General features: G+C 72.4%; 26 protein-coding genes. 15 read left to right on the plus strand and 11 right to left on the minus strand.

Translation table 11 applies throughout. The features are described 5' to 3' along the window. The first annotated feature begins 1 nt into the window (after window position 1). Window positions 2–1,234 carry a glycoside hydrolase family 10-like protein gene (locus tag BLW82_RS34620; protein ID WP_093505179.1) on the plus strand — a complete coding sequence of 411 codons (1,233 nt, stop codon included), beginning with the start codon at window positions 2–4 and terminating at the stop codon, window positions 1,232–1,234. A 100-nt stretch (window positions 1,235–1,334) separates the two neighbouring features. On the opposite strand, the gene BLW82_RS34625 is transcribed toward BLW82_RS34620, so the two are convergent. Together BLW82_RS34625 and BLW82_RS34630 are read right to left on the minus strand one after the other, a co-directional pair. Beyond that, window positions 1,335–1,535, minus strand: coding sequence for a DUF1918 domain-containing protein (locus BLW82_RS34625; protein ID WP_093505181.1), 201 nt, complete (start codon window positions 1,533–1,535; stop codon window positions 1,335–1,337). Between the two features lie 13 nt (window positions 1,536–1,548). Next, window positions 1,549–2,511 carry a DMT family transporter gene (locus BLW82_RS34630; RefSeq protein ID WP_093505183.1) on the minus strand — a complete coding sequence of 321 codons (963 nt, stop codon included), beginning with the start codon at window positions 2,509–2,511 and terminating at the stop codon, window positions 1,549–1,551. Here BLW82_RS34630 and BLW82_RS34635 point away from each other — a divergent pair. The 3 genes from BLW82_RS34635 (at window position 2,510) to BLW82_RS34645 (ending at window position 5,155) form a co-directional block, all read left to right on the plus strand. Continuing rightward, window positions 2,510–3,955, plus strand: a complete 1,446-nt coding sequence (locus BLW82_RS34635) for an aminotransferase-like domain-containing protein (protein ID WP_093505185.1) — start codon at window positions 2,510–2,512, stop codon at window positions 3,953–3,955. The two genes, BLW82_RS34630 and BLW82_RS34635, sit on opposite strands and share 2 nt — an antisense overlap. A 43-nt stretch (window positions 3,956–3,998) precedes the next feature. Continuing rightward, a complete protein-coding gene (locus BLW82_RS34640; protein ID WP_093505187.1) occupies window positions 3,999–4,445 on the plus strand; it encodes a GNAT family N-acetyltransferase in 447 nt (148 codons plus the stop codon). Window positions 4,446–4,561: 116 nt separating this feature from the next. Further along, a complete protein-coding gene (locus BLW82_RS34645) occupies window positions 4,562–5,155 on the plus strand; it encodes a histidine phosphatase family protein (protein ID WP_093505189.1) in 594 nt (197 codons plus the stop codon). A gap of 133 nt (window positions 5,156–5,288) precedes the next feature. Here BLW82_RS34645 and BLW82_RS34650 read toward each other — a convergent pair whose 3' ends face one another. From BLW82_RS34650 to BLW82_RS34660, 3 genes are all read right to left on the minus strand, one after another. Next, entirely contained in the window at window positions 5,289–5,732 is a 444-nt protein-coding gene (locus BLW82_RS34650; RefSeq protein ID WP_093508435.1) for a DUF6314 family protein, read from the minus strand. A gap of 211 nt (window positions 5,733–5,943) precedes the next feature. Beyond that, entirely contained in the window at window positions 5,944–6,378 is a 435-nt protein-coding gene (locus BLW82_RS34655; protein ID WP_093505190.1) for a carboxymuconolactone decarboxylase family protein, read from the minus strand. 173 nt (window positions 6,379–6,551) lie between these two features. Next, window positions 6,552–7,457: a LysR family transcriptional regulator gene (locus BLW82_RS34660; protein WP_093505192.1), complete on the minus strand. Its 906-nt coding sequence runs from the start codon at window positions 7,455–7,457 to the stop codon at window positions 6,552–6,554. Between the two features lie 81 nt (window positions 7,458–7,538). On the opposite strand from BLW82_RS34660, the gene BLW82_RS34665 reads away from it, so the two are divergent. The 11 genes from BLW82_RS34665 (at window position 7,539) to BLW82_RS34715 (ending at window position 19,094) form a co-directional block, all read left to right on the plus strand. Next, on the plus strand, window positions 7,539–8,474 hold the full coding sequence (locus BLW82_RS34665; RefSeq protein ID WP_093505194.1) for a DMT family transporter: 936 nt from the start codon (window positions 7,539–7,541) through the stop codon (window positions 8,472–8,474). Window positions 8,475–8,671: 197 nt separating this feature from the next. Then, window positions 8,672–11,293, plus strand: a complete 2,622-nt coding sequence (locus BLW82_RS34670; RefSeq protein ID WP_093505196.1) for a YfhO family protein — start codon at window positions 8,672–8,674, stop codon at window positions 11,291–11,293. Window positions 11,294–11,316: 23 nt separating this feature from the next. Continuing rightward, window positions 11,317–12,291: a glycosyltransferase family 2 protein gene (locus tag BLW82_RS34675; protein WP_093505198.1), complete on the plus strand. Its 975-nt coding sequence runs from the start codon at window positions 11,317–11,319 to the stop codon at window positions 12,289–12,291. Then, window positions 12,291–12,710, plus strand: a complete 420-nt coding sequence (locus BLW82_RS34680; protein WP_093505200.1) for a GtrA family protein — start codon at window positions 12,291–12,293, stop codon at window positions 12,708–12,710. The genes BLW82_RS34675 and BLW82_RS34680 overlap by 1 nt, the downstream gene beginning before the upstream one ends. 91 nt (window positions 12,711–12,801) lie before the next feature. Beyond that, the gene (argC, locus tag BLW82_RS34685; RefSeq protein WP_093505202.1) at window positions 12,802–13,830 is read left to right on the plus strand and encodes an N-acetyl-gamma-glutamyl-phosphate reductase; all 1,029 of its coding nucleotides are present in this window, start codon (window positions 12,802–12,804) and stop codon (window positions 13,828–13,830) included. Continuing rightward, entirely contained in the window at window positions 13,827–14,978 is a 1,152-nt protein-coding gene (gene argJ / locus BLW82_RS34690; RefSeq protein WP_093505204.1) for a bifunctional glutamate N-acetyltransferase/amino-acid acetyltransferase ArgJ, read from the plus strand. The genes argC and argJ overlap by 4 nt, the downstream gene beginning before the upstream one ends. Next, window positions 14,975–15,877, plus strand: a complete 903-nt coding sequence (gene argB / locus BLW82_RS34695; RefSeq protein ID WP_093505206.1) for an acetylglutamate kinase — start codon at window positions 14,975–14,977, stop codon at window positions 15,875–15,877. Before argJ ends, argB begins: the two co-directional genes overlap by 4 nt. Next, a complete protein-coding gene (locus BLW82_RS34700; RefSeq protein WP_093505208.1) occupies window positions 15,874–17,070 on the plus strand; it encodes an acetylornithine transaminase in 1,197 nt (398 codons plus the stop codon). Before argB ends, BLW82_RS34700 begins: the two co-directional genes overlap by 4 nt. 7 nt (window positions 17,071–17,077) lie before the next feature. Further along, window positions 17,078–17,623, plus strand: a complete 546-nt coding sequence (locus BLW82_RS34705) for an arginine repressor (RefSeq protein WP_093505209.1) — start codon at window positions 17,078–17,080, stop codon at window positions 17,621–17,623. 135 nt (window positions 17,624–17,758) lie between these two features. Then, window positions 17,759–18,346: an RNA polymerase sigma factor gene (locus tag BLW82_RS34710; RefSeq protein WP_093505211.1), complete on the plus strand. Its 588-nt coding sequence runs from the start codon at window positions 17,759–17,761 to the stop codon at window positions 18,344–18,346. Continuing rightward, on the plus strand, window positions 18,336–19,094 hold the full coding sequence (locus BLW82_RS34715; RefSeq protein ID WP_093505213.1) for a zf-HC2 domain-containing protein: 759 nt from the start codon (window positions 18,336–18,338) through the stop codon (window positions 19,092–19,094). The genes BLW82_RS34710 and BLW82_RS34715 overlap by 11 nt, the downstream gene beginning before the upstream one ends. On the opposite strand, the gene BLW82_RS34720 is transcribed toward BLW82_RS34715, so the two are convergent. The 6 genes from BLW82_RS34720 to BLW82_RS34740 all read right to left on the minus strand — a co-directional run bounded on the left by BLW82_RS34720 (window position 19,089) and on the right by BLW82_RS34740 (window position 24,850). Next, entirely contained in the window at window positions 19,089–20,861 is a 1,773-nt protein-coding gene (locus BLW82_RS34720; protein WP_093505215.1) for an ABC transporter ATP-binding protein, read from the minus strand. The two genes, BLW82_RS34715 and BLW82_RS34720, sit on opposite strands and share 6 nt — an antisense overlap. A gap of 74 nt (window positions 20,862–20,935) precedes the next feature. After that, a complete protein-coding gene (locus tag BLW82_RS44685) occupies window positions 20,936–21,094 on the minus strand; it encodes a hypothetical protein (protein ID WP_177233166.1) in 159 nt (52 codons plus the stop codon). Window positions 21,095–21,285: 191 nt separating this feature from the next. Further along, on the minus strand, window positions 21,286–22,026 hold the full coding sequence (locus tag BLW82_RS34725; RefSeq protein ID WP_371131516.1) for an FAD:protein FMN transferase: 741 nt from the start codon (window positions 22,024–22,026) through the stop codon (window positions 21,286–21,288). Window positions 22,027–22,081: 55 nt separating this feature from the next. Then, on the minus strand, window positions 22,082–22,876 hold the full coding sequence (locus tag BLW82_RS34730; RefSeq protein WP_177233167.1) for an FMN-binding protein: 795 nt from the start codon (window positions 22,874–22,876) through the stop codon (window positions 22,082–22,084). A gap of 46 nt (window positions 22,877–22,922) precedes the next feature. Beyond that, on the minus strand, window positions 22,923–24,305 hold the full coding sequence (locus BLW82_RS34735) for a ferredoxin reductase family protein (RefSeq protein WP_177233168.1): 1,383 nt from the start codon (window positions 24,303–24,305) through the stop codon (window positions 22,923–22,925). A 59-nt stretch (window positions 24,306–24,364) separates the two neighbouring features. Next, window positions 24,365–24,850, minus strand: a complete 486-nt coding sequence (locus BLW82_RS34740) for an FMN-binding protein (protein WP_093505217.1) — start codon at window positions 24,848–24,850, stop codon at window positions 24,365–24,367. Window positions 24,851–24,866: the final 16 nt, after the last annotated feature.

A 24,866-nucleotide genomic window follows, 5' to 3' on the forward strand; every position in this document is an offset into this window, starting at 1 on the left:
GATGGCACGAGTGTCTCGCAGGGCGTTCGCGTCGGCGGCCCTGGCCGTGCTGGCCTCGGCCGCACCCGGCGTGGCCGCGCCGGCGGGACGGCCGCCCCGCCGGGCCGTCACCGAGATGCGCGGCATGTGGCTCGCGACCGTCTCCAACCGCGACTGGCCCTCCCGCACCGGACTGTCGGCGTCCGCCCAGCGCAAGGAGCTGACCACCCTCCTCGACAAGGCCGTCGACCACCGGCTCAACGCCGTGATGTTCCAGGTACGGCCCACCGCCGACGCGTTCTGGCCCTCGCCGTACGAGCCCTGGTCGCAGTACCTGACCGGCACCCAGGGCAAGGACCCCGGCTGGGACCCGCTGGGCACCGCGGTCAAGGAGGCCCACGCCCGGGGCCTGCAGCTGCACGCCTGGTTCAACCCGTACCGGATCGCCAACCACACCGACCCCGGCAAGCTGGTCGCCTCCCACCCGGCCCGCAAGCACCCGGACTGGGTCGTGCGGTACGGCGGCAGGCTCTACTACAACCCGGGCATCCCGGCCGTCCGCGCCTTCGTGGAGCAGGCGATCCTCGACGCGGTCGCCAAGTACCCGGTGGACGCGGTCCACTTCGACGACTACTTCTACCCGTACCCGGTAGCGGGCCAGACCTTCGACGACGACGACGCGTACGACACCCACGGCGGCGACTTCTCGTCCCGGGCGGCCTGGCGGCGGGACAACATCGACAAGCTCGTCACCGAGACCGCCGCCGGGGTGAAGAAGCTGCGGCCCGGCACCCGGTTCGGGATCAGCCCGTTCGCCGTGTGGCGCAACGCCGCCACGGACTCCCGCGGCTCCGACACCAAGGCGGGCGTCGAGACGTACGACGACCTGTACGCGGACACCCGGAAATGGGTGCAGAAGAACTGGATCGACTACATCGTTCCGCAGGTGTACTGGCAGATCGGCAACTCCGCCGCCGACTACGCCAAGGTCGTCGACTGGTGGGCGGGCGTGGCCAAGGGGTCCGGGACCCGGCTCCACATCGGCGAGGCGCTCTACCAGGCGGGCGCCGACGGTGCCGCAGCGGCCTGGCAGGACCCGGCCGAGCTGTCCCGGCACCTCACCCTGGCCGGCAGGTACCCGCAGGTCGGCGGCCACGTGTACTTCGCGGCCAAGGAGGTGGCCGCCGACAGGATCGGCGCGCTCGCCCGGGTGGTCGCCGACCACTACCAGCAGCCGGCGACCCCACCGAGCTGACACGTCCGTGACGGTCCCCCGTGCCCCGCGAGGGGCGCGGGGAACCGCGCGCCCAGCCCCACCGGCCCGCGGTGGATGAACGGCCTGACCGGCGGAGCGCCTAGTGCTGTTCGTGGATCTCCCGGTGCCTGACCTGGCAGTCGGGACCGGGGGACATGATGGCCTCGTGGCCGTCCTCGAAACGGACCCGGTAGGGCGGGTTGCCCTCGGGACCGAGTACCTGGACGACTTCCGAGACCTGGTCGTGCTGTCCGACCACCCTGCCGTGCTGGACAAGCTGGTCGCCCGCGGATGCACGCATCTCCAGGGCCTCCTCACGATCGCGATCGTTGGGTGACGGCGATGCACACGAGCACGGCGGCGGCCGTGAGTGGAGCGGCCGCGGTGAGGTGCTCGCCCAGCAGCAGCACCGACCACACCAGTGTGAGCAGCGGCTGGGCCAACTGCAACTGGCTGGCCTTCGGAATGCCGACGGCCGCCATCCCCCGGTACCAGACCACCAGACCGAGGAACTGCGAACCCGCCGCCACCCACAGCACCCCGGCCACTCCGTGCGCGTTCCAGACCACCGGCTCGTACGACAGCGCGACCACGGCGGCCGGCACGGTCAGCGGCAGGCAGCCCACCAGCGCCCAGCCGATGACCTGCCAGCCCGGCATGATCCGGGCCAGCCGGCCGCCCTCGGTGTACCCGGCCGCGCACACCACGAGGGCCGCGAACAGACAGCCGTCGGCCGCGGTGAGCGCACCGCCGCTCTGCGCGACCGTGAACGCCAGCACGGCCACCGCCCCCGCCAGGGCCGCCGCCCAGAAGGTACGGGACGGGCGGATGCCCGTGCGCAGGGCCGAGAAGAGGGCGGTGGTCAGCGGGAGCAGGCCCACCACGACGGCCGCGTGCGAGGTGGTCGAGGTCTCCAGGGCGAGCGTGGTCAGCAGCGGGAAACCGAGCACGACCCCGGCCGCCACGACCGCCAGCCCCGCCCAGTGCCGCCGCTCGGGCAGCCGGACCCGCAGGAACAGCAGGCAGCAGCCCGCCATGGCCGCCGCGAGCACGCTCCGCACCGCCACCAGCGCCCACGGCCCGAAGCCCTCCAGGCCCCAGGCCGTGGCCGGGAAGGTGAGGGAGAAGGCGACGACGCCGAGCGCGGCCTGGAGAGTGCCGAGCCGGTGGGCGGAGCCGGCGGCGGGGGAAGGGGCCGGGGAAGGAGGCGGGGCGTCGGCCGGTGGCGTGCCGACCGCTATCGAAGTCGGGTTGGTAGCGCTACTCTCTGCTCTCATGCATGAGCGTAGCAGTGTCGTGGAACTGGCGGAACAGCTGCGACGGGACCTCGACCGCTACTCAACAGGTGGAAAGCTCCCCTCGAGTCGGGCCCTCGTCGAGCGGTTCCGGGTGTCCCCGGTGACCGTCTCCCGGGCGCTGGCCCAGCTGGTCGCGGAGGGGCTGGTCGTCACCCGGCCCGGCGCCGGCGCCTTCAAGGCCCCGCCGCGCGCCACGGCCGGGCCGGTGGGGGACACCTCCTGGCAGGAGGTGTCGCTCAGCGCCGACGGCGCCCTCGACGTGGTCCCGCGTACCGTCGACGCGTCCGGGGTCACCGTGTGCCTGGCCGCCCCGCCGCCCGGCGTGCTGGAGCTCAGCGGCGGCTACCTGCACGCCTCCCTGGAGCCCGAGCGGGCGATGGCGGCGGCCCTGGCGCGGGCCGGCCGCCGCCCCGGCGCCTGGGGCCGGCCCCCGCTCGAGGGCCTCCCCGAGCTGCGCGAGTGGTTCGCGCGCGACATCGGCGGCGCGGTCACCGCCGCCGAGGTGCTGATCGCGTCCGGCGGCCAGTCCGCCCTGGCCACCGCCCTGCGCGCACTCGCCCCGCCCGGTGCCCCGGTCCTGGTCGAGTCGCCCACCTACCCCGGCATGCTCGCCATCGCCCGCGCGGCCGGCCTCCGCCCGGTCCCGGTCCCGGTCGACCCCGAGGGCGTGAAGCCCGCCCTCCTCGCCGACGCCTTCAGGGCCACCGGCGCCCGGGTGTTCGTCTGCCAGCCCCTCTTCCAGAACCCGACCGGCGCCGTCCTCGCCCCGGACCGCCGTGCCGAGGTGCTGCGCATCGCCCGCGCGGCAGGCGCGTTCGTGATCGAGGACGACTACGTACGACGCCTGGTGCACGCCGACGCGGGCCCGCTGCCCCGCCCGCTGGCCGCCGACGACCCCGACGGAGTCGTCGTCCACGTCGGCTCGCTCACCAAGGCCACCTCGCCGAGCTTCCGGGTGGCCGCCCTGGCCGCCCGTGGGCCGGTGCTGGAACGGCTGCGGGCCATCCAGATCGTCGACACCTTCTTCGTCCCCCGCCCCCTCCAGGAGGCGGCCCTCGAACTCGTCGGCTCCCCGGCCTGGCCCCGCCACCTGCGCAACCTCGCCGCCGAGCTGAAGACCCGGCGCGACGCCCTCGCCGGCGCCCTCGCCCACCACGTCCCCGAACTCGCCCTCCCGTACATCCCCTCCGGCGGCTACCACCTCTGGCCGCGCCTGCCCGAGGGCACCGACGACACCACCCTGACCGCCGCCGCCCTCCGCGCCGGCGTCGCCATCACCCCGGGCCGCCCGTACTTCAGCGCCGAGGCCCCGGCCGCCCACGTCCGCCTGAGCTTCGCCGCGGTCGCGGGGACGGGGGAGATCCTGGAGGGGGTACGACGGCTGCGGGCGGCGTGTGACGAGGTGCTGCGTCCCAGACCCTGAAATCCGGTCGACGGCGCTCCGCCCGACCGGCGAGGATCCCCGCATGAGCGACGCACCCGGCCTCCCTGAGGGCTACGAGTTCTCCGCCGACACCGACCGTGTGGACGTCGAGCGCGTCCACCGCTGGCTGTCCACCGACGCCTACTGGGCGACCGGCCGCCCGCTGGACCGGCACGAGCGTGCGATGGCGGGCTCGCTCAACTTCGGGGTCTACGACACCGTCACCGGGGAGCAGGTGGCGTACGCGCGCGTGGTGACCGACCAGGCGCTGTTCGCGTGGCTCTGCGACGTCTACGTCGACCCCTCGGTGCGCGGCAAGGGCGTCGGCACTGCGATGGTCAGCGCGGTCCGTGAGCACCTGCGGCCCTCCGGCGTGCGGCGCGTGCTGCTGGCGACCCATGACGCCCACGGGGTCTACGAGAAGCTCGGATTCGCCCCGCTCGAACACCCGGACCAGTGGATGGCGTTCTACTACACGTCGCCCGAGTGACATTCCGGCTGACTTGTCGGACTCCTCCTGACCCTTGGGTAACGTTTCCTCCACGTCCGCCAACTCACCGCCCGATCGCCCTTGACCTGCGCACATGTGCGTCACACCATCGCCGCATGCCACTTCGGGTCACGTTCGTCGCGGCCGCGCGCAGCTCACCGCTGCTCGCGGAGCGCTTCCAGGACGACCGCCCGCTGGACCAGGCGGGCTGGGAAGAGGTGCAGCGCGTCGCCGCTGAGCTCCTGCCGCTCGCGGCGGCCGAGCTGCGCTACTGCTCGCCCACGCCGCGCAGCCGCGCGACCGGCGACGCCCTGGGCTACGCCCCGCTGGTCCAGCTCGCGCTGCGCGACTGCGACATGGGCCGCTGGCGCGGGCTGACGCTGGGCGAGGCGATGGCCAGGGAGCCGGACCAGGTGGACGCCTGGCTGTCCGACCCGCTCGGCGCCCCGCACGGCGGCGAGTCGCTGCTGGCGTTCATCACCCGGGTCGGCGGCTGGCTCGACACCCGCCCGGTGGGCGACGGTGACCGCATCGTCGCCGTCGCCGAGCCCTCGGTGATCCGGGCCGCCCTCGTCTACACCCTCAAGGCGCCGCCCGCGACCTACTGGAACATCGATGTCCGCCCGCTCTCGACGACCACGGTGACGGGCCGGGGCGGCCGCTGGAACCTGCGGTTCGACCCGTCGTCGGCTCAGGCCTCCCGCGCGTAGACGCTCCGCTGGAGGGGCCGGCCTGGGTCGCCGGCCGGCTGCGGCTTCGTCGTGGCTGGTCGCGCAGTTCCTCCCCCAGCCTTCGGCCGGGGGCACCCCCAGCGCCCCTTACGGGGTGCTGCCGAGCCGTCTCTCAGCCCTTGCGCACGTAGCCGGTCGTCAAAAGCAGGTCCTTTGCCGGGCCGGCCACGCGCCACACCGTGCGCCAGTGGTCGGCGTCCTGGACGGTGAACTCGCCGCGGTAGAGGTCGGCCGCGCAGGGGTGGTCGGCGATGTGGTGGCCCGATGTCAGGTCCAGGTCGTGGAAAGGGCGGCCGTCGGCGAAGCGTACGTCCGCTGTGCCGGGGTGCGGGCCGGGCAGGAAGCGCAGGGTGCGTTCGGCGGGGCGGGCCACGCCCTGCCAGGTGAACGTGCCCGACTCCTCGTGCAGCAGGCCGCCGCCGTCCAAGGGGCTGAAGAGCGTGGCTCCCTCGAAGCGGCCCTCGGCCCCGCTCGCCAGATCGCGCACGGTCCGCTCCACCCGCCACTGCCCGGCCAGATGGGCCAGTACGTCCGCCACCGGCCAGAACTCGCCCACGGTCATCCCTTCGCCGGCCCAACACCTTACGCCGCCCGGGTTCGCGGTACCCCGCCCCATTGGCCCGCTCATGACGCCCTCGCCAGCCGCGGAATATCCATGTCACGCACCATGCGCACCGGGCTGAGACGCGGCCTGGGGGCAGGCGCCTTCCTGCTCGCCGCCGGTCTCACGTACACCTTCCCGGCGAACTGGGTCACCTTCCTGCGGATCAGTCAGAAGTGGCGTCCGGCGCGGGCTGCCGGCCGACCGGCAGCAGCCCGCGCTCGGCGAACACCTTCTTGGCGACCAAGGTGGCGTTGAGCGCCCTCGGGAAACCGCAGTACCCGGCGGAGTGCAGCAGCGCCTCGACGATCTCCTCGGGCGTGAGCCCCACGTTGAGGGCGTTGTTGATGTGCACCTCCAGCTGGGGCTCGCAGCCGCCCAGCGCGGTCAGCATGCCCAGCGTCACCAACTGCCGGTCCCTGGGCACCAGCTGCGGGCGGGAGTAGATCTCCCCGAATCCCCAGGCGACCACCTGATGGCTGAGCTCGGGGCTGATGTCCGCCAGGGTGTCCAGGACGCGCTGCCCGGCGCCGCCGTCGATCTGGCCCAGGACCTCGAGGCCGCGGGTGAAACGCTCCTCGCGGGTGGTGCTCTCGCTCATGTCGGTTCTTCCGTTCTCTGCGGACACGTCCCTTGCGGAACGTCCTCTGCGGACACGTCCCTTGCGGAACGTCCTCTGCGGACACGGTCTCTTCGGAAAAGGTCTCTTCGTAAACGGTCAGCACACGAACGCTAGGAGCTGGAGCGCACTTCAGGTCAAGCCGGCGGGCACGGTCACCTCGACGCGCCGCGGACGACCTCCGCGGCGGCGACGAGCTCGCCGAGCACGGTGCGCACCGCCCTGCGGGCCGTGCGCTCGGGGCGGTGGAGGACGTCGATGTGGCGGTGGGCCTCGATGCCCGCGAGGGGGCGGAGGGTGACGTCCGGGTGCGGGCGGGAGGTCCAGCGGGGCATCAGGGCGATGCCGCCGCCCGCGGCGACCACCTCGGCGACCACGGCGGTCTCGTTGACCCGGTGCACGATGTCGACCCGGCGCCCGGCCGCCGCCGCGATGGCCTCGACCGTGGCCAGCAGCGGGAAGCCGTCGTGCACGGTGATCCATGGCTGGTCGGCGACGTCGTGCGCGGTCAGGGCGTCCCGTGCGGCCAGCGGATGGCCCGCCGGCAGGGCGATGTCGAGCGGTTCCCGCAGCAGCGGGGTGGCCGCGGCGGTCCGGGGCCAGGGCGGGGCGTGGTCCAGACGGTGGGCGAGGACCAGGTCGTAGGCGCGGGTCAGGGGCGGGAAGTCGGCCTGGGCCACGTCCTCGTCGTGCAGGGCGAGCCGGGGGGATCCCGGCCCGCGCAGCCGTCGCAGCAGGAGGGGGAAGAAGGCCGCGGCTCCGCTGTGGAAGGCGGCCAGCGACACCGTGCCGTCGGGTTCGGCGACGTAAGCGTCGACGGTGTGGCGGGCCCGGGCCAGCGCGGTCTCCACGCCGATCGCCGCGTCCGCCAGGGCCTGCCCGGCCGGTGTGAGGACCAGCCGGCGGCCTGCCCGCTCGGTGAGCGGGACCGGGATCGAGCGCTGGAGCAGCCGCAACTGCTGCGAGATGGCCGAGGGCGTGACCCGCAGCGCCTCGGCGACCGCCGTGACGCTGCCCAGTTCGCCCAGCTCCCGCAGGACCCGCAGCTGACGTTCGTCCACGGTGTGAGTGTAGCTTCGCTAAAAGGTTGATTGAGAAGGTCGTCATTTACTTCAACGTGCGGGGCGTGGATCGTGAACGGCATGCCGACCACCCGCCGCATCGACGTGGTGCTCCTGGCCGTCGCCGTCGTCTGGGGCTCCAGCTATCTGACGGCGAAGACGGCCACGGACGCCCTGCCCGTGCCGACCGTCCTCTTCGTGCGCTACGCCGTCGCCGCGTTCGCGTGCGCGGTCCTGCTGCTCCGGTTCCACGGCACGGCCGGCCGCCTCACGCGGGACGAGAAGGTCTACGGCGGTCTGCTCGGCCTCACCCAGGCCGCCGTCCTCGTCCTGGAGACGTACGGCGTCGCCCACACCAGCGCCGGGAACGCGGGCCTGATCATCAGCCTCACCCTCGTCCTCACCCCGGTCCTGGACCGGGTCGGACTGCCGGGACGGTTCTTCCTCGCGGCCGGGGTGTGCCTGGCGGGTGTCGGACTGCTCGTCTCGGGACACGGGCTGCGTGCCCCCGGAGTCGGTGACCTGCTGATACTCGCCGCGGCCGTGGTACGCGCCGGTCACGTGGTGCTGGTCGGCCGGGTGACCGCGGGCCGAGCCCTGCGCCCGCTGCAGCTGACCGCCGTGCAGTGCGCCGTCGGCGCCGTCCTGTTCCTGTTGCCCGCGGCCTCCGGACTGCCGACCCTCGCCCGGACCGGCGCCGCCACCTGGGCCCAGCTCCTCTACCTGGCCCTCTTCTGCGGTCTGTTCGCCTTCCTCGCCCAGACCTGGGCGGTCCAGCGCACCTCCGCGACCCGGGCCGGGCTCCTGCTGGGCACCGAACCGGTGTGGGCCCTGCTGGCCGGCCTCGGCCTCGGCGGCGAACGCCTCACCGCGCTCTCCGTCCTCGGTGCCACGCTGATCGTCGCCGGAACATACTGGGGGCAAACCGTCGAACGCGCCCATCGTGCCGTTCCCCCGGCGGTCGCCCGTGAGGTGGCCGGACAAGGGGTCGGTCAGGCCCCTGAAAAGGCGAGTTAACCCGGCCTTCATTTTCCGGAAATCCTTCGTTCCTTTTCTTGCCGCCTATTCTTTCCAAAAGGGCGCGGGCATCCGGAATTAGGTCTATTAATTCACAGCCGGAGCACAACCGTCCGGGATCCCTACCCGTCTAAGTCGGCGAAACACCGGCCTGGGGGGAGTAAAGCCCCCCGTATTTTCTCTGGGAGTCCCGCAGAATGAATCGCACGACCCTGACCGGACGGGAACAGGGTGTGAATCCGGCACGGGGCGACGAGCGGGAGGCCGGGCCGGTGAGACGGCGCAGCGTCGATCCGCGCTGGGCGGCCGCCCAGCTCGCGGCGGTGCTCACCACCGTCGCGTTCTGCGCCGCCGACGTGGTGGCCCGCAGCTACCCCTTCGGCCCCCGTACCCGGAACGTCAACGACCTGGGCAACCAGTACGTCCCCTTCCACGCCCACCTCTGGGACCTGCTGCACGGCCGGGCCGACGGCGGCCTCCTCGTCAACTGGCAGTCCGGCTACGGCTCCAGCTTCCTGCCCGACCTCGGTACGTACGTCAGCAGCCCGTTCGCCCTGCTGGTCGCCGTGTTCCCGCGCGACGAGATCGACCTCGCGGTGTACACGATCACCGTGCTGAAGACAGCGGTCGCCGGCGCCGCCATGGCCTGGCTGCTGCTCAGCCTGCGCAGGGGCCGCTGGTGGGGGGCCGGGCTGCTGGGCGCCTCCTACGCGCTGTGCGGCTGGAGCCTCGCCCTCGCCACGTTCAACCCGATGTGGCTCGACGGCCTGATCGCGCTCCCGCTGTTCTGCCTGGTCGGCGAGTGGGCGACGGCCGGCCGGCGGCCGCTGCTCAGCGTGCTGATCGTGGCGCTCGCCTGGATCGCCAACTTCTACACCGCCTACATGGCCACCCTCGGCGCCGCGCTGGTGCTGCTGCTCCGGCTGGTGCTCGCCGAGGTGCCGTGGCGGCGCGCGCTGGCGGTGGTGGGCCGGGCCGCGCTGACCGTGGCGCTCGGCATCGGCCTGGCCGCGCCCCTGGTGGTCGTCGTGTACGTCGGCACCAAGCACTCCTACCCGGGCCGCGAGAGCCAGTTCGTCCCGGTCACCACCCGCGACCTGCTCGCCCGGCTGCTGCCGACCACCTACAACTACAGCTCCCCGGGCCTCTACGTCGGCATGGCCGCGCTGCTGCTCGCCCTGGCCCTGCCGTTCCACCGGGCCGTCCCGGTCCGGGTGCGGGCCGGCTGGACGGCGCTGGTGCTCGCGGTGGCCCTCTCCCTCCAGTGGGCGCCGACCAGCCTGGCCTGGCACGCCTTCGCCGTCCCCAACGGCAGCTCCTACCGCCAGGCCTTCGTGCTCTGCGCCCTCCTCGTCATAGCCGGCTGGCATGCCCTGGCCTACGGGCCGCCGAACTGGCGTGCCCTGGGCGCCGCAGCCGTACTCCTCGCCCTCGTCGCCGCCGTCGCCAGCCGCAGCGTCATGACCCAGCAGCACACCCACCACACCTGGCCGGTGGTGCTGCTCGCCGTCGCGGGCGCCCTGGCCGGACTTGCGCTGCTCGCCGTGAAGAACGGCAGGCCCGCGCTGGTCGGACTGGCCGCGATGCTGCTGATCGGCGCGCAGTTCGGCGAGTCCGCCGCCACCGCCGCCGTGTCCACCCGGGTCCGCCTCAACATGATGGACGACTACGCCACCTGGGGTGACCGCCAGCAGCGGCAGGCGGACGCGGTCGCGTCGGCCGACGACTGGCCCGCGTACCGCACCGAACCCGGTCGTGACCAGACGGTCGCCAACGACCCCATGATGGTCGGCGGCCAGGGCTCCCAGTACTACAGCAGCCTCACCTCCGACGTCCTCGGCCGCACGCTCGCCGCCCTCGGCGGCGGCTGGACCTCGCACGGGCGCAGCCTGCAGAGCCTCGACAACCCGGTCACCGACGCGGTCTTCTCGGTGGGCGCCCGGGTGCACAACCCGCCGGACCCGCACCAGACGTGGCTGCCCCAGGGCGGCGGCCCCTCGACCGTGACCCGCGAGGACGTCCCGCCGCTGGTGACCGTGCGCGCGAACGCCCCGCACACCACGCCGGCCGCCTTCGGCAAGTCGCCGTACCGCAACCAGGAGCTGCTGCTCGGCGCCCGCGTCTACACCCTGCCCACCACCACCCCCGGCGGGGAGCAGCAGGGCGACGAGGTGCGCGGGCTGCCCGTCCGGGGGAAGCAGACCCTCACCGCCCATTGCCGGGCCGGCAGCGAGGTGTTCCTGTGGGCCCCGCAGTACGCCGGTACGGCACGGCTCGGGACCGACGGCCCGCAGAAGCTGTTCCGCTCGGACCTCGAGGGTTCGAAGCGCGCCGCGATGCAGCCGCTCGGCACGGTTCCCGCCTCCGGCGAGGTGCGGATCGAGCTGACCCCCAACCAGCCGGGCCGGGTCCCGGCGCAGGGCCCGGTCGGCTGCCTCGACACCGCGCACCTGCGCACCGCGGTACAGCATCTGAAGTCCACCGGTGCGACCAAGGTGACCGTCTCCGACGGCACCGTGCACGCCCAGCTGCCCGCCGGCAGCAAGGGGACCGCCGTCGTGGCCGCTCCCCGGATCGCCGGCTGGCGCTGCTCGGCCGGCGGCGCCGAGGTGGCGGCGGGCGAGTTCTACGGCCTGATCGCCGTCCCGCTGGGCGCCTCCGCCACCAGCCTCACCTGCACCTTCCACCCGCCCGGCCTGCGCCTGGGGGCAGCCGTCGGTGGCGTCTCGCTGCTGACCCTGATCCTGCTCGGCACCGTCCCGGCCCTCCGCCGCAGAACCGCCGTCCGCTCCGCCGGCCTCCCGTCCACCGCCCACTGAGCCGTCCCCAGGGAGAGAATCCCATGCTGATATCGATCGTCGCGCCCTGTTACAACGAGGAAGACGTCATAGTGCGCTTCCACGAGCAGGTCCAGAAGGTCGCCGACGAACTGCTGCCGCTCGGCCACGACATGGAGTTCGTGTACGCCGACGACGGCAGCCGCGACCGCACCCTGCCCCTGCTCAGCAAGATCGCCGACGGCGACTCGCGCGTCCGGTACGTCTCCTTCAGCCGCAACTTCGGCAAGGAGGCGGCCCTGCTGGCCGGCCTGAAGCACGCCACCGGCGACGCGGTGATCGTCATGGACGCCGACCTGCAGCACCCGCCGGCGCTGATCAAGCGCATGGTCGAGCTGCGCGGCGAGGGCTACGACCAGGTCATCGCCAAGCGCACCCGGCAGGGCGACCGCGTCTCCCGCACCCTCACCGCCCGCCTCTACTACCGGCTCATCAACCGCATGGTCGACGTCGAACTCGTCGACGGCGTGGGCGACTTCCGGCTGATGTCGCGCCGGGTGGTGGACGCGATCGTGAGCCTCACCGAGTACAACCGGTTCTCCAAGGGCCTGTTCGCCTGGGTCGGCTTCCCCAGCACCACCTTCGAGTACGAGAACGCGGTGCGCGAACACGGCAGCAGCTCCTGGTCGTTCCGCAGCCTGCTCAACTACGGCCTCGACGGGCTGCTCTCCTTCAACAACCGCCCGCTGCGCGCCGCGCTCCACCTCGGCCTGACCCTGCTGGCCCTGGCCGGCGCGTACACGGCGTGGATCGTCGGCGGCGCGATGATCAACGGTGTCCAGACACCCGGCTATGTCACCATCATTACAGCCGTCACCGCCCTGGCCGGCGTACAGATGATCATGCTCGGGGTCATCGGCGAGTACACCGGCCGGATCTACTACGAGGTCAAGGGGCGCCCGCACTTCCTGGTGAAGGCGACGAACGTGGACCGAACGGAAGACCGCAGCCGCGGCACGACGAAGGACCTCATCCCCTGATGCCGAACGCCACCCTGTCGACCGCCACCGGACCCACTCGCCCGATATCCGGGCAGATCATCACCTTCGCGGTGGTCGGCGTCGTCAACACCGCGACGTACTACGGCCTTTACCTGCTTTTCCTGGGGTACCTGCCGTATCTGGCGGCGCATGTTCTCGCGTTCTTCCTGAGCATGATCGGCTCATTTTTTCTCAATGCGAAGTTCACTTACCGGACGCGTCCCACCTGGCGGAAATTCCTGCTGTTCCCGCTGACCAACGCCACGAATTTCGTGATCACCACCGTGGGGGTGTACGTGATCGTCGACGTGCTGCACGCGGGAAGCAGGTTCGCTCCGCTGATGGCGTCGGCGGCGGCGATTCCGGTGACGTTCGTGGTGTCGCGGTGGGTCATGCTGCCGAAGGTGGAGGCGGCGTAGCCGCGACGTCGCCGCATGGGCATGATCGGGGCGTGCGTTGCATAAAACTGCAGCGGACCGTATAGTCATGCCATCCAGAGGAGGATGGGACATGGCGGTACGTGCGGCGGTGGCCGGAGCGAGCGGGTACGCGGGCGGAGAGGTCCTGCGGCTGCTCCTTGCGCACCCCGAGGTCGAGATCGGCACCCTGACCGGCAACTCCAACGCGGGCCGGCGCCTCGGCGCGCTCCAGCCGCATCTGCTGCCGCTGGCCGACCGGGTGCTGGCGGAGACGACCGCCGAGGCCCTCGCCGGGCACGACGTGGTCTTCCTCGCGCTCCCGCACGGGCAGTCCGCCGCCGTCGCCGAGCAGCTCGGTCCTGACGTCCTCGTCGTGGACATGGGCGCCGACTTCCGGCTGGCCGACCCGGCCGACTGGGAGCGTTTCTACGGCTCCCCGCACGCCGGCACCTGGCCCTACGGCCTCCCCGAACTTCCGGGTGCCCGCGCCGCGCTGGAGGGGTCCAAGCGCATCGCGGTGCCCGGTTGCTACCCCACCGCCGTCTCCCTCGCCCTCTACCCGGCCTACGCGGCCCGGATCGCCGAGCCCGAGGCGCTGATCGTCGCCGCGTCCGGCACCTCCGGCGCGGGCAAGGCGCCCAAGCCGCATCTGCTCGGCAGCGAGGTCATGGGCTCCATGTCGCCGTACGGCGTCGGCGGCGGCCACCGGCACACCCCCGAGATGATCCAGAACCTGAGCGCGGCGGCGGGGGAGCGGGTCGCCGTCTCCTTCACGCCGACGCTCGCCCCGATGCCCCGGGGCATCCTCGCCACCTGCAGCGCCAAGGCCGCGGCCGGGGTGACGGCGGAGTCCGTGCGCGCGGTCTACGAGAAGGCCTACGCCGACGAACCCTTCGTCCACCTGCTCCCCGAGGGACGGTGGCCCGCCACGGCGTCCGTCCACGGTTCCAACGCCGTTCAGGTGCAGGTCACGTACGACGAGTCGGTGGGCCGCATCATCGCGATCAGCGCCATCGACAACCTGACCAAGGGCACCGCCGGCGGTGCCGTCCAGAGCATGAACCTCGCCCTGGGGCTCGCCGAGACCACCGGGCTGACCACGATCGGAGTTGCGCCGTGAGCGTGACGGCAGCGAAGGGATTCACGGCCGCGGGCGTCGCCGCCGGGATCAAGGAGAACGGCAACCCGGACCTGGCCCTCGTGGTCAACACCGGGCCCCGCCGTGCCGCCGCGGGCGTCTTCACCTCCAACCGCGTGAAGGCCGCGCCGGTGCTGTGGTCCGAGCAGGTCCTCAAGAGCGGCCAGGTCTCGGCCGTCGTCCTCAACTCCGGCGGCGCCAACGCCTGCACCGGCCCCAAGGGCTTCCAGGACACCCACGCGACCGCCGAGAAGGTGGCCGAGGTGCTCGGGCGCGGCGCCATCGAGGTCGCGGTCTGCTCGACCGGCCTGATCGGCGTGCTCCTGCCCATGGACAAGCTGCTGCCGGGGGTCGAGACCGCGGCGGCCGCCCTCAGCGAGCACGGCGGCGAGAAGGCCGCCATCGCCATCAAGACCACCGACACCGTGCACAAGACGTCGGTCGTGACGAAGGACGGCTGGACCGTCGGCGGGATGGCCAAGGGTGCCGGCATGCTCGCCCCCGGCCTCGCCACCATGCTGGTCGTCCTCACCACGGACGCGGTCGTCGAGAGCGAGGTGCTCGACAAGGCGCTGCGGACCGCGACCCGGACGACCTTCGACCGCGTCGACTCCGACGGCTGCATGTCCACCAACGACACCGTGCTGCTGCTCGCCTCTGGCGCCGCCGGCGTCACCCCGGGGTACGAGGAGTTCGCCGAGGCCGTCCGCGCCGTCTGCGACGACCTGGGCCAGCAGCTGATCCGGGACGCCGAGGGCGCCAGCAAGGACATCAGGGTGGAGGTGGTCAACGCCGCCTCCGAGGACGACGCCGTCGAGGTGGGCCGCTCCATCGCCCGCAACAACCTCCTCAAGTGCGCCATCCACGGCGAGGACCCCAACTGGGGCCGCGTCCTCTCCGCGATCGGCACCACCAAGGCCGCCTTCGAACCGGACCGGCTCAACGTCGCCATCAACGGCGTCTGGGTCTGCAAGAACGGCGGCGTCGGCGAGGACCGCGAGAAGGTCGACATGCGCTACCGCGAGGTGCACATCGTCGCCGACCTCGCCGCGGGCTCCGAGACCGCCACCATCTGGACCAACGACCTGACCGCCGACTACGTCCACGAGAACAGCGCGTACTCGTCATGAGCACCACGCGTAAGCACACCGCGCTGCCCAAGGCCCAGACCCTCATCGAGGCGCTGCCCTGGCTGGTCCGTCACAACGGCAGGACCGTCGTGATCAAGTTCGGCGGCAACGCCATGATCGACGAGGACCTGAAGGCCGCCTTCGCCCAGGACGTCGTCTTCCTGCACCACGCCGGCCTCAAGCCGGTCGTCGTGCACGGCGGCGGCCCGCAGATCAGCGCCGCCCTCGACAAGCACGGCATCGTCAGCGAGTTCAAGGCCGGCCTCCGGGTCACCACCGAGGACGCCATGGACGTCGTACGGATGGTGCTCGCCGGGCAGGTCCAGCGCGAGCTGGTCAACCTGCTCAACCAGCACGGGCCGCTCGCCGTCGGACTGACCGGCGAGGACGCCCACACCATCACCGCCACCAAGCACCGGCCCGAGATCGACGGCGAACTCGTCGACATCGGGCGGGTCGGCGAGATCACCTCGATCGACACGGGCGCGATCGAGGCCCTGCTCGCCGACGGCCGGATCCCGGTCGTCTCCTCGATCGCCCGCTCCCAGGACGACGGACATGTCTACAACGTCAATGCTGATACGGCGGCTGCGGCACTCGCTGCTGCTCTGGGCGCCGAAACCCTCATGGTCCTCACCGACGTGGAGGGCCTCTACGAGGACTGGCCGAACTCCGACGAGGTGATCAGCCGCCTCACCGCTTCCCAGCTGGAGAAGCTGCTGCCGGACCTCAGTTCCGGCATGGTGCCGAAGATGGAGGGCTGCCTGCACGCCGTACGCAACGGCGTCACCACCGCCCGCGTCATCGACGGCCGGGTCCAGCACTCGATCCTGCTGGAGATCTTCACGGACGAAGGCATCGGCACGATGGTCGTGCCGGACCAGGAGGGGGAGTCATGAGCAACCAGGAACTGACCACGCGCTGGCAGGGCGCGCTCATGAACAACTACGGCACCCCGCGCCTGCCCCTCGTGCGCGGCGAGGGCGTGAAGGTGTGGGACACCGAGGGCCACGAGTACCTCGACTTCGTCGGCGGCATCGCCACCAACGCGCTCGGTCACGCCCACCCCGCGATCGTCGAGGCCGTCACCGGTCAGATCGCGTCCCTCGGCCACATCTCCAACTTCTTCATGGCCGAGCCCACCGTCGCCCTCGCCGAACGGCTCCTCCAGCTCTTCGGCCGGGAGGGCCGGGTCTTCTTCTGCAACTCCGGCGCCGAGGCCAACGAGGCCGCCTTCAAGATCGGCCGGCTGACCGGGCGGACCCACATGGTCGCCACCGACGGCGGCTTCCACGGCCGGACGATGGGCGCCCTCGCGCTCACCGGACAGCCCGCCAAGCAGGACCCGTTCCGCCCGCTGCCCGCGGACGTCACCCACGTGCCCTTCGGCGACGCGCAGGCGCTGGCGGCGGCGGTCACCGAGGACACCGCCCTGGTGATCATCGAGCCCCTCCAGGGGGAGAACGGCGTCGTCGTACCGCCCCCCGGCTACCTCAAGGCGGCCCGTGCGATCACCGCCGCCACCGGCGCGCTGCTCGTCCTCGACGAGGTGCAGACCGGGATCGGCCGTACCGGCACCTGGTTCGAGTACCAGGCCCACGAGGGCGTGCTGCCCGACGTCGTCACCCTCGCCAAGCAGCTCGGCGGCGGGCTGCCGCTCGGCGCGACCGTGGCCTTCGGCCGCGCCGCCGAACTCCTTCAGCCCGGCCACCACGGCACCACCTTCGGCGGCAACCCGGTCGCCTGCGCCGCCGGCCTCGCCGTCCTCGACACCATCGAGAACGAGGGGTTGCTGGAGAACGTCAAGCGGCAGAGCGGGAGGCTGCGGGACGGAATCGAGGGTCTCGGCCACCGGTTGATCGATTATGTCCGGGGCGCGGGCCTCCTCCTGGGTATCGTGCTCACCGAGCCGCTGGCAGCGCAGGTGCAGCAGGCGGCTCAGGAGGCCGGGTTCCTGGTGAACGCGCCCGCTCCCGACGTCGTACGGCTGATGCCGCCGCTGAACCTCCGCGACGCCGAGGCGGACGCGCTGCTGCGTGCCCTGCCCGGCATCCTCGACGCAGCGAGCGGGGACGGACGATCCGGAGAATGAGACGACGATGAGCCAGGCGCAGGAGTTCGACCAGTCCGGCGGGACGGGGGCTGCGGTGCCGCAGACCCGGACCGCACGGCACCGCCGGATCGTGGACATCCTCAACCGGCAGCCGGTGCGCTCGCAGAGCCAGCTCGCGAAACTGCTGTCCGACGACGGGCTGACGGTGACCCAGGCGACGCTCTCCCGGGACCTCGACGAGCTGAACGCGGTGAAGATCCGCAACACCGACGGCGAGCTGATCTACGCCGTACCCAGCGAGGGCGGCTTCCGTACCCCGCGCGCCCCGCTGGGGGAGTCGGCGAAGGAGGAGCGGATGCGCCGCCTCTCCCAGGAACTCCTGATCTCGGCCGAGGCCTCCGCCAACCTGGTCGTCCTGCGCACCCCGCCCGGCGCGGCCCAGTTCCTCGCGTCCTCGATCGACCAGGCCGAGCTGCACGACATCCTCGGGACCATCGCCGGCGACGACACGGTGCTGCTCATCAGCAGGGAGCCGACCGGCGGCCAGGCCCTCGCTGACCACCTGCTGCGGCTCGCCCAGAACGGCCACTGACCGCACGGCCTCTGGCCGGCCGCTGACCAGCGTGCGGGGCCCGGTCCGGCGACGGACAATGGCCGTGTGATCTTCCGCGGCGAGCGGTCAGGCGGGCGGGCAATCCCCTGGCGGCCGTCGAACGTACACAGGGGTGTGTCGGGATTCAGGTGCCCTGTCGGCCGTCTCCCGGACGAGGCTCTGCTGTCCGGGTTGGCCACCGGAGACCCGGAGCTGGCCGAGGTCTTCGTACGGAGATTTCAGCACCGGGTCTTCGGGGTCGCGATGGCCGTCACCCGGGACCAGCAACTCGCCGAGGACGTCGCCCAGCAGACGTTCGAGCGCGCGTGGCGGCATGCCCAGATCTACGACTCGCGCCGCGGCTCGGTCGGGACCTGGCTCACCACCATCGCCCACAACCTCGCCGTCGACGCCGTCCGCGCCCGGCGGACCGAACCGATGGCGCCCGAAAACCTCGATCCGCTCCTCGACGCCGTCACCGAGACCCCCGAGCGGTGGGCGCTGGCCGACGAGGCCTCCAGCCAGCTCCGGGCCGCGCTGGCCCGGCTGCCGCGGGAACAGGCCAGGGCCCTGATGATGGCCGGCATCTACGGCATGACGGCCCAGCAGGTCGCCGAGACGGAGCGGATCCCGCTGGGCACGGCCAAGACGCGGATCAGAGCGGCGATGGCGAAACTCCGCGCCGCGCTCGTGTGCCCGAAGGGAGGCGACCATGTCCGGTGACGCGCACTGCGCGAAGCTGCACGAGGTCGGCGCCGAACTGGCGCTGGGCGTCCTGCCCGGCCGCGAGCGGGCGGAGGCGGTCGCCCACCTGGACGGGTGCGCGGACTGCCGGGAGTACGTGCGCCGGCTCACCGGGATCGGCGACCGGTTGGTCGGCCTGCTGCCGGAGAGCGATCCGCCGCCCGGTTTCGAGACCCGGGTGGCGCGCAGCCTGGCCGAGCAGGCGGCAGGGGCCGAGGGAGCCCGGCGGCCCGCCTACACCGCCCGGGTCCGGCGTGGTCGCGTCCGGCGCCTCAGGCTGCGGCTCGCCGCGGTCGCCGCCACCGCCGCGGTCGCGATCGGCTTCGCCGGCTGGGCGATCGGCAGCGCCGTCGAGGGCGCGGTCACCGCCTCGGCGCCCGCGGTCGAGTCCGAGCCCGTGCTGGCCGGGGACATGATCCCGGCCGGCGGCGGAGAGCCCGTCGGCGAGATCTACGCCCACCCCGGCACCCCCGCCTGGATGTTCGTCTCCGTGGCCCTCCCCGGCACCCCCTACAAGGACAGGGTCACCTGCCTCCTGGCACGCGGCGACGGCACGACCACACGGATCGGCGACTTCCCCCTGCGGGGCGGACGCGGCAACTGGGGCGTGGCGGTCCCCGTGGACCTCACCAGGTACTCCGCCGCCCGCCTCACCTCCGCCGACGGCACCGTCCTCGCCACCGCCCAGCTGCAGAAGGGCAAGGTGGTGACCCCGAAGGGGTCATGACGGCGCGGCTCCCGAGCCGAGCCGGTGCAGCAGGGCGTACGGCCCCTGGCGCCCGAGGAGGTCCGCGGGCGCGCCGTCCTCGACGACCCGGCCGTGGTCGAGCACCACGATCCGGGTGGCGTCGCGGACGGCCGGCAGCTGGTGCGAGACGACCACGGTGGTCCGCCCGGCCATGAGCCGGCGCAGCGGCTCCATGATCCGCCGCGCCGAGCGGACGTCCAGCCCGGCGGTGGGCTCGTCGAGCAGGAGCACCGGGGCGTCCCGGATCATCGCGCGGGCGATCGCCAGCCGACGGCACTGGCCGCCGGAGAGCGTCCGGCCGCGTTGTCCGACGAGCGTGTCGTAGCCGTCCGGGAGCCGCTCGACGAACTCGTGGGCGTCCGCGGCCCGCGCCGCCGCGACGATCTCCGCCTCCGTCGCCGACGGCCGGCCGTAGGCGATGTTCTCGCGCACGGTGCCGTGGAAGACGAGGGTCTCCTGCAGCACCACCGCGACGTTCTCCCGGACGTCGGTCAGGCTGAGCTCGCGCAGGTCGGTCCCGTCCAGGCGGACCGCCCCCCGGTCGGGGTCGTAGAAGCGCAACTGCAGCTTCGCGAGCGTGGACTTGCCCGAGCCGCTCGCCCCGAGCAGTGCCAGCGTCTCCCCGGGAGCCGCCCGGAGCGACACGTCGGACAGCGCCCAGGCCGCGGTACCGGGATAGCGGAACCAGACCCCGTCGAACTCCACCGTGCCCCGTGCCCGGTGGAGCCGGCGCGCGCCGGCTCGCTCGGTCACCTGGGGCCGCTCGTCGAGCAGTTCGATGATCCGTTCCGCGGCGGCGGAGGCCGTGTAGAAGGTGGTGCCGAGCCCGGACAGCCCGTGGACCGGGGTGTACAGCTTGCCGATCAGCGCGAGGAAGACCAGCAGTCCGCCGAGCGTGAGCTGGCCCTGGGCCAGCTTCCAGGTGCCGAGGGCCAGCACCGCGAGGCCGCCGGTCACCTCCACGAACTCGACCGCGGGCGCGTACACGGCACGGATCCGCGCCGAGGCCATCGCCGCCCGGAACCGGCCGGTGTTCTCCCGGTCGAACCGGCGTGCCTCCCACGCCTGCCGGTTGTACGCCTGCACCAGTACGACGTTGCCCAGCGACTCCTCGGCGATCGCGCCGAGCGCCCCGCCGCGCCGCCTGCGCTCCCGTGAGGCCTCCCTGACCAGCCGCGAGAAGTACCGGGCCGCGCCCCAGAACAGCGGCACGACGACGAGGGCGAGCAGGGTCAGGTCCCAGCGCAGGTAGAACAGCAGGCCGAGGTAGACGCCCAGGCTGATCACGTAGTACAGGGCGTCCGCGACACCCGAGAGCAGGAACGTCTCCACCGCGTCGACGTCGCCCGTCACCCGCGACAGCACGTCGCCGAGCCGCCGGCGCTCGAAGAAGCCGAGCGAGAGTCCCTGGACATGCCGGAAGACGTCGGCGCGCAGGGCGAGCAGGAAGCGTTCGCCGACCCAGGTGGAGGTCACGTCGTCGGCGTAGCCGAGGATGCCGGAGCAGAGAACGAGACCGAGGTAGGCGGGGGCGATCCACAGGAAGGGCCGCAACTCCCGGCCGACGAGCACGTCGTCGACGACGAACTTGAAGAGCCAGAGCTCGGCGGCGTCGACGGCCGGGCCGGTCAGGCTCAGCACGACGAGCGGCACGAGCCAGCGGCGGCCGCCTCGCGTGTACGGCCAGAACCGCCGGAAGACCTCGCGCGGGGGGACCGGGGGAGCGGCCGTGACCAGTTGCGCCATGAGAGGGGTCCTCGGAGAACACCGGCGGGGCGGACCGGCTGACCCGGAACCGGTCCGCCCCGCCCTCGGTGTGGTCAGTAGCGGTCGTGGTCGTGCCGGTCGTGGTCGTGGTCGTGACCGCGCCGGTCGTGCCGGTCGTGGTCGTGACCGTGGTCGTGCCGGTCACCGCGCCGGTCGTCGTGATCGTGGTCGCGGCGGTTCCTGAACGACATCAGGTTGCTGAAGACTGCCATGGAGTTCCTCCCGAAACTTGCGTCACAGGGGGTACGGCCGAGAAAGGGATCGGGATGGCCCTTTACGGGATAAATCCCGAGAAATTTTCGGCGCCGGGCCGGTGGGGGCTGGTCGCGCGGTTCCTCCCCCTGCCTCCGGGTGGGTGCGGCGGCACCCTGCGAGCGCCGGTACGTGCCCCCACCCGCCGGCCTCAGCCCAGACGTGCGGCCAGCCCCCCGGTGCACCGCACCTCGTCCCCCGCCGTGATCAACAGGCCCTCCACGTCCGGCAGCGACTCCAGCCAGGCCAACCCGGCCCGCGACCCCATCGCGAACGCCGCCGTCGCCCAGCAGTCCACCCACGTCAGCCGCGGCCCCACCACCGTCACCGCCACCAGGTCCGTCACCGCCGACTTCCCGGTCCGCGGATCGACGATGTGGGCGCCCCGCTCCGCCGTGCCGGACGTGGCGACCGCCAGTTCCGCCACCCCCGCCGCCGAGATCACCGCCGCCAGCCCGCCCGGCCGCAACGGGTCGGCGATCCCCACCCGCCACGCCCGCGTCGGATCGGGCGCGCCGAACATCTGGACGTCGCCGCCGCCGTTCACGCTCACGCCCCGCACTCCGGGCACCCGCGCCAGCGTCCGCGCCGCCCGCTCCGCCGACCAGCCCTTCACGATCCCGGTGGGATCGAGCCGCCCCCGGTAGCGCGTGCTGAACCAGCCCTCGCTCACCCGCTCCGCCTCGGCGGCCAGTTCCAGCACCTCGGCCACCTCGGGGTCGCAGTCGCCGACGCCGATCTCCTCCCGTGCGAGAAGGGAGACCTGGCTGTCCTCGCGGTACGTGCTGAACACCTCGTCGACCCGGTGCAGCCCGGCGACCGCCTCGTCGAGGGCCGCCCGTACGGCATCCGGATCCCCGCCGCGGACGTCGAAGGAGAAGACGGTCCCCATGACCTCCTCCGCATGACGCACCGCGGCGGGAGCCTCCGCGGACTCGGCCACGGCCTCAGCCACCGGCCTGGTCCAGCGCCGACTGCAGGGACTGCTTGTAGCCGGTGCTGGTGTAGGTGGCCCCGGAGACGGAGTCGATGTTCGCGCTCTGTGCCGCCACCGCCTCCTGGTTGAGCTTCGGGACGGAGAGCGCCGTCTTCTGGTCGCTGGTGCCGCCCTTGGGCGCCTGTACCGCCTCCGCCTTGGTGATCTTCCCGCCGGAGACGGTGATCCGGACCTGGACCGGCCCGTACTGGGTCTGCGCGACCTGCCCGGTCACCGTCTTGGCCTGCGCCTGCGCGGACCCGGAGGAGGACGAGGAGCCCGCAGAGGAGCCCGCAGAGCTCGACGCGCCGGCCGCCTTCACCTTGTCCAGCGCCGACTGCAGGGACTGCTTGTAGCCGGTGCTCGTGTACGTCGCCCCGGAGACGGAGTCGATGTTCGCGCTCTGTGCCGCCACCGTCTCCTTGTTCAGCTGCGGCACCGACAGCGCGGTCTTCTGGTCGCTGGTGCCGCCCTTGGGTGCCTGGATCGCCTGGGCCTGGGTGATCTTCCCGCCCGCGACGGTCAGCCGGACCTGGACGACCCCGTACTGCGTCTGGGTCGCGTTCCCGTCCACCGTCGTGGTGCCTGCGGCTCCGGTGCCGCCCTGCGGCGACTCCTGCCCGGCCGCCGCGGCCGACGGGGCCGCGCCCGCCGCCGACGCGGACGCGGGGTCCGACGACGGCTTCAGCGACAGCAGCAGCACGACACCGGACACGGTCGCCGCGGTGGCCAGCACCACACGCCTGATGGGGTGACTCTTCCTCATCGCTTACGAACTCCCGATTCCCTGGATTCCCGTGTGGTCCCGTCGCTCACATCTCGAACGACTCGTGATGGATGCGGCGGGCGGGAACCCCCGCGCCGCGCAGTGCTTCGTACACGCCCTGCGCGAACCCGGGCGGGCCGCACATGAAGACGTCGTGGTCGACGATGTCCGGGATCTTCCGCTGAAGGTTCTCCGCGGAGATGTCCGGACGCTCGCCCTCCGGGCTGTTGACCGCGTACATCAGCCGGGCCCCGCGCTCCTTGGCGATCTTGGCCAGCTCGTCCCACAGGGCGAGGTCCTGCGTGGTGTTGGCCCGGTAGAGCAGGGTCAGGTCGCCCGCGGCGCCGGGCAGCGTCTCGAACAGCGCCCGCATGGGCGTGATCCCGACGCCGCCCGCCACCAGCAGGACCTTGCCGCGGCTGCGCCGGGACGCGGTCATCGCCCCGTACGGCCCTTCGGCCCACACCTTGGTCCCGGGCCGTAGTTCCCGCAGCCGCGCGCTGTGGTCGCCGATCGCCTTGACGGTGATCCGCAGCATGTCGGGGCGCGGGGCCGCCGACAGGGAGTACGGGTGCGAGCTGAACCGCATCCCGGGGGCCATGAACCGCCAGCGGAAGAACTGGCCGGCCTCCGCGCCCATCCGGTGCAGCTTGCGCCCGCCGATCAGCACGGACACGATGCCCGGCGTCTCCTCGATGACCGCCTCGACCCGCATCCGGTGCCGCAGGTTGAGCCGGATCGGGGTGAGGATCCGGTACCAGACCACCAGCGCGGTCACGGCCCCGTACAGCCCGTACCAGAAGGTCTTGGCCGTCGGTGTGAGGGCGAAGTCGTTGCCGGTGGTGATCTGGTGCCAGAACGTCAGGAACACCGCCGCGTACGTCAGCAGGTGCACGTGGTACCACGTGTCGTACGGCATCCGGCGCCGCACCGGCCCGATCGAGGTCAGGCCGATGACGACGAACAGTCCGGTCCCGATGGCCGCCTTGCCCATGTCGGGCAGCTGGTTCACGGAGTCGATGGTCTGCTGGACGATGTCGTTGAGCGTCTTGCCGGCCTGCAGCGCGTAGCCCCACATGATGAGGAAGACGTGCGCGAAGACCAGGCAGAGCGTGTAGCGGCCGCTCATCGCGTGCCAGCGGGCGACGCGGTCGGAGCCGACCCGCCGCTCCAGCGCGGGCACCCGGGCCATCTGGAGGACCACGAGGGCCATCAGATAGCCGGCCAGCAGGCCGGTGATCCGGCCCGCGTTGAGGATCTTGCCGTTCTGGTCGGCGATGGACGGGGTGTTCTGCCACCACAGCCAGAGCACGGCCGCCGCGCCCGCCCATACGGCGAGCAGCAGCGGTACGGCCGGGGAGCGGCGCGGGCGGATGCGGCGCATCGTCTGGCGGCGGGCGGCACGTCCGCCTGCGAGCGTGGTGGTCACGGTTCCTCCGTAGGGACTTGACCCTTGGCCCACAGGTACGTGTCGCATTGCCTGAGCGTTCAGAGTCCCGCGGAGTCCAGTGCGGACTGGAGCGACTGCTGGTAACCCTGGCTGGTGTAGGTGGCCCCGGAGACGGTGTCGATGCTCGCGCTCTGTGCCGCCAGCGCCTCGGTGCGCAACTGCGGCAGGGCGTACTGGTTGATCTCCTGGTCCCTGGAGTTGTCCGTCGGGTACTGGACCGCCGTGACGTCGGTGATCTTGCCGTTCTTGATGGTCACCTTCACCTGGACCGGGCCCCAGCGGGTCTGGACGGTGTCCCCGGTGACGGTCCTGGTGCCGGTGCTGCGGCTCCCGGACTTGCCGGAGCCGCCGGTCGCGCCCGGGGAGGCGCTCGCCGACGCCGACGGGGCGGGGGCCGCGGAGTCCGTGACCACGGTGGGGGCGGTGTGCGGCTTCAGCGCCAGCAGCATCACCATTCCGGAGACGGTGACGGCACTCGCGAGCACGATGCGCCGCAGCGGCCGGTTCTTGTTCAGTGCGTGCACGACGGGGGCCTCACAG

Origin of the sequence: Streptomyces sp. Ag109_O5-10, assembly GCF_900105755.1 — a bacterium.
GTDB lineage: Bacteria > Actinomycetota > Actinomycetes > Streptomycetales > Streptomycetaceae > Streptomyces.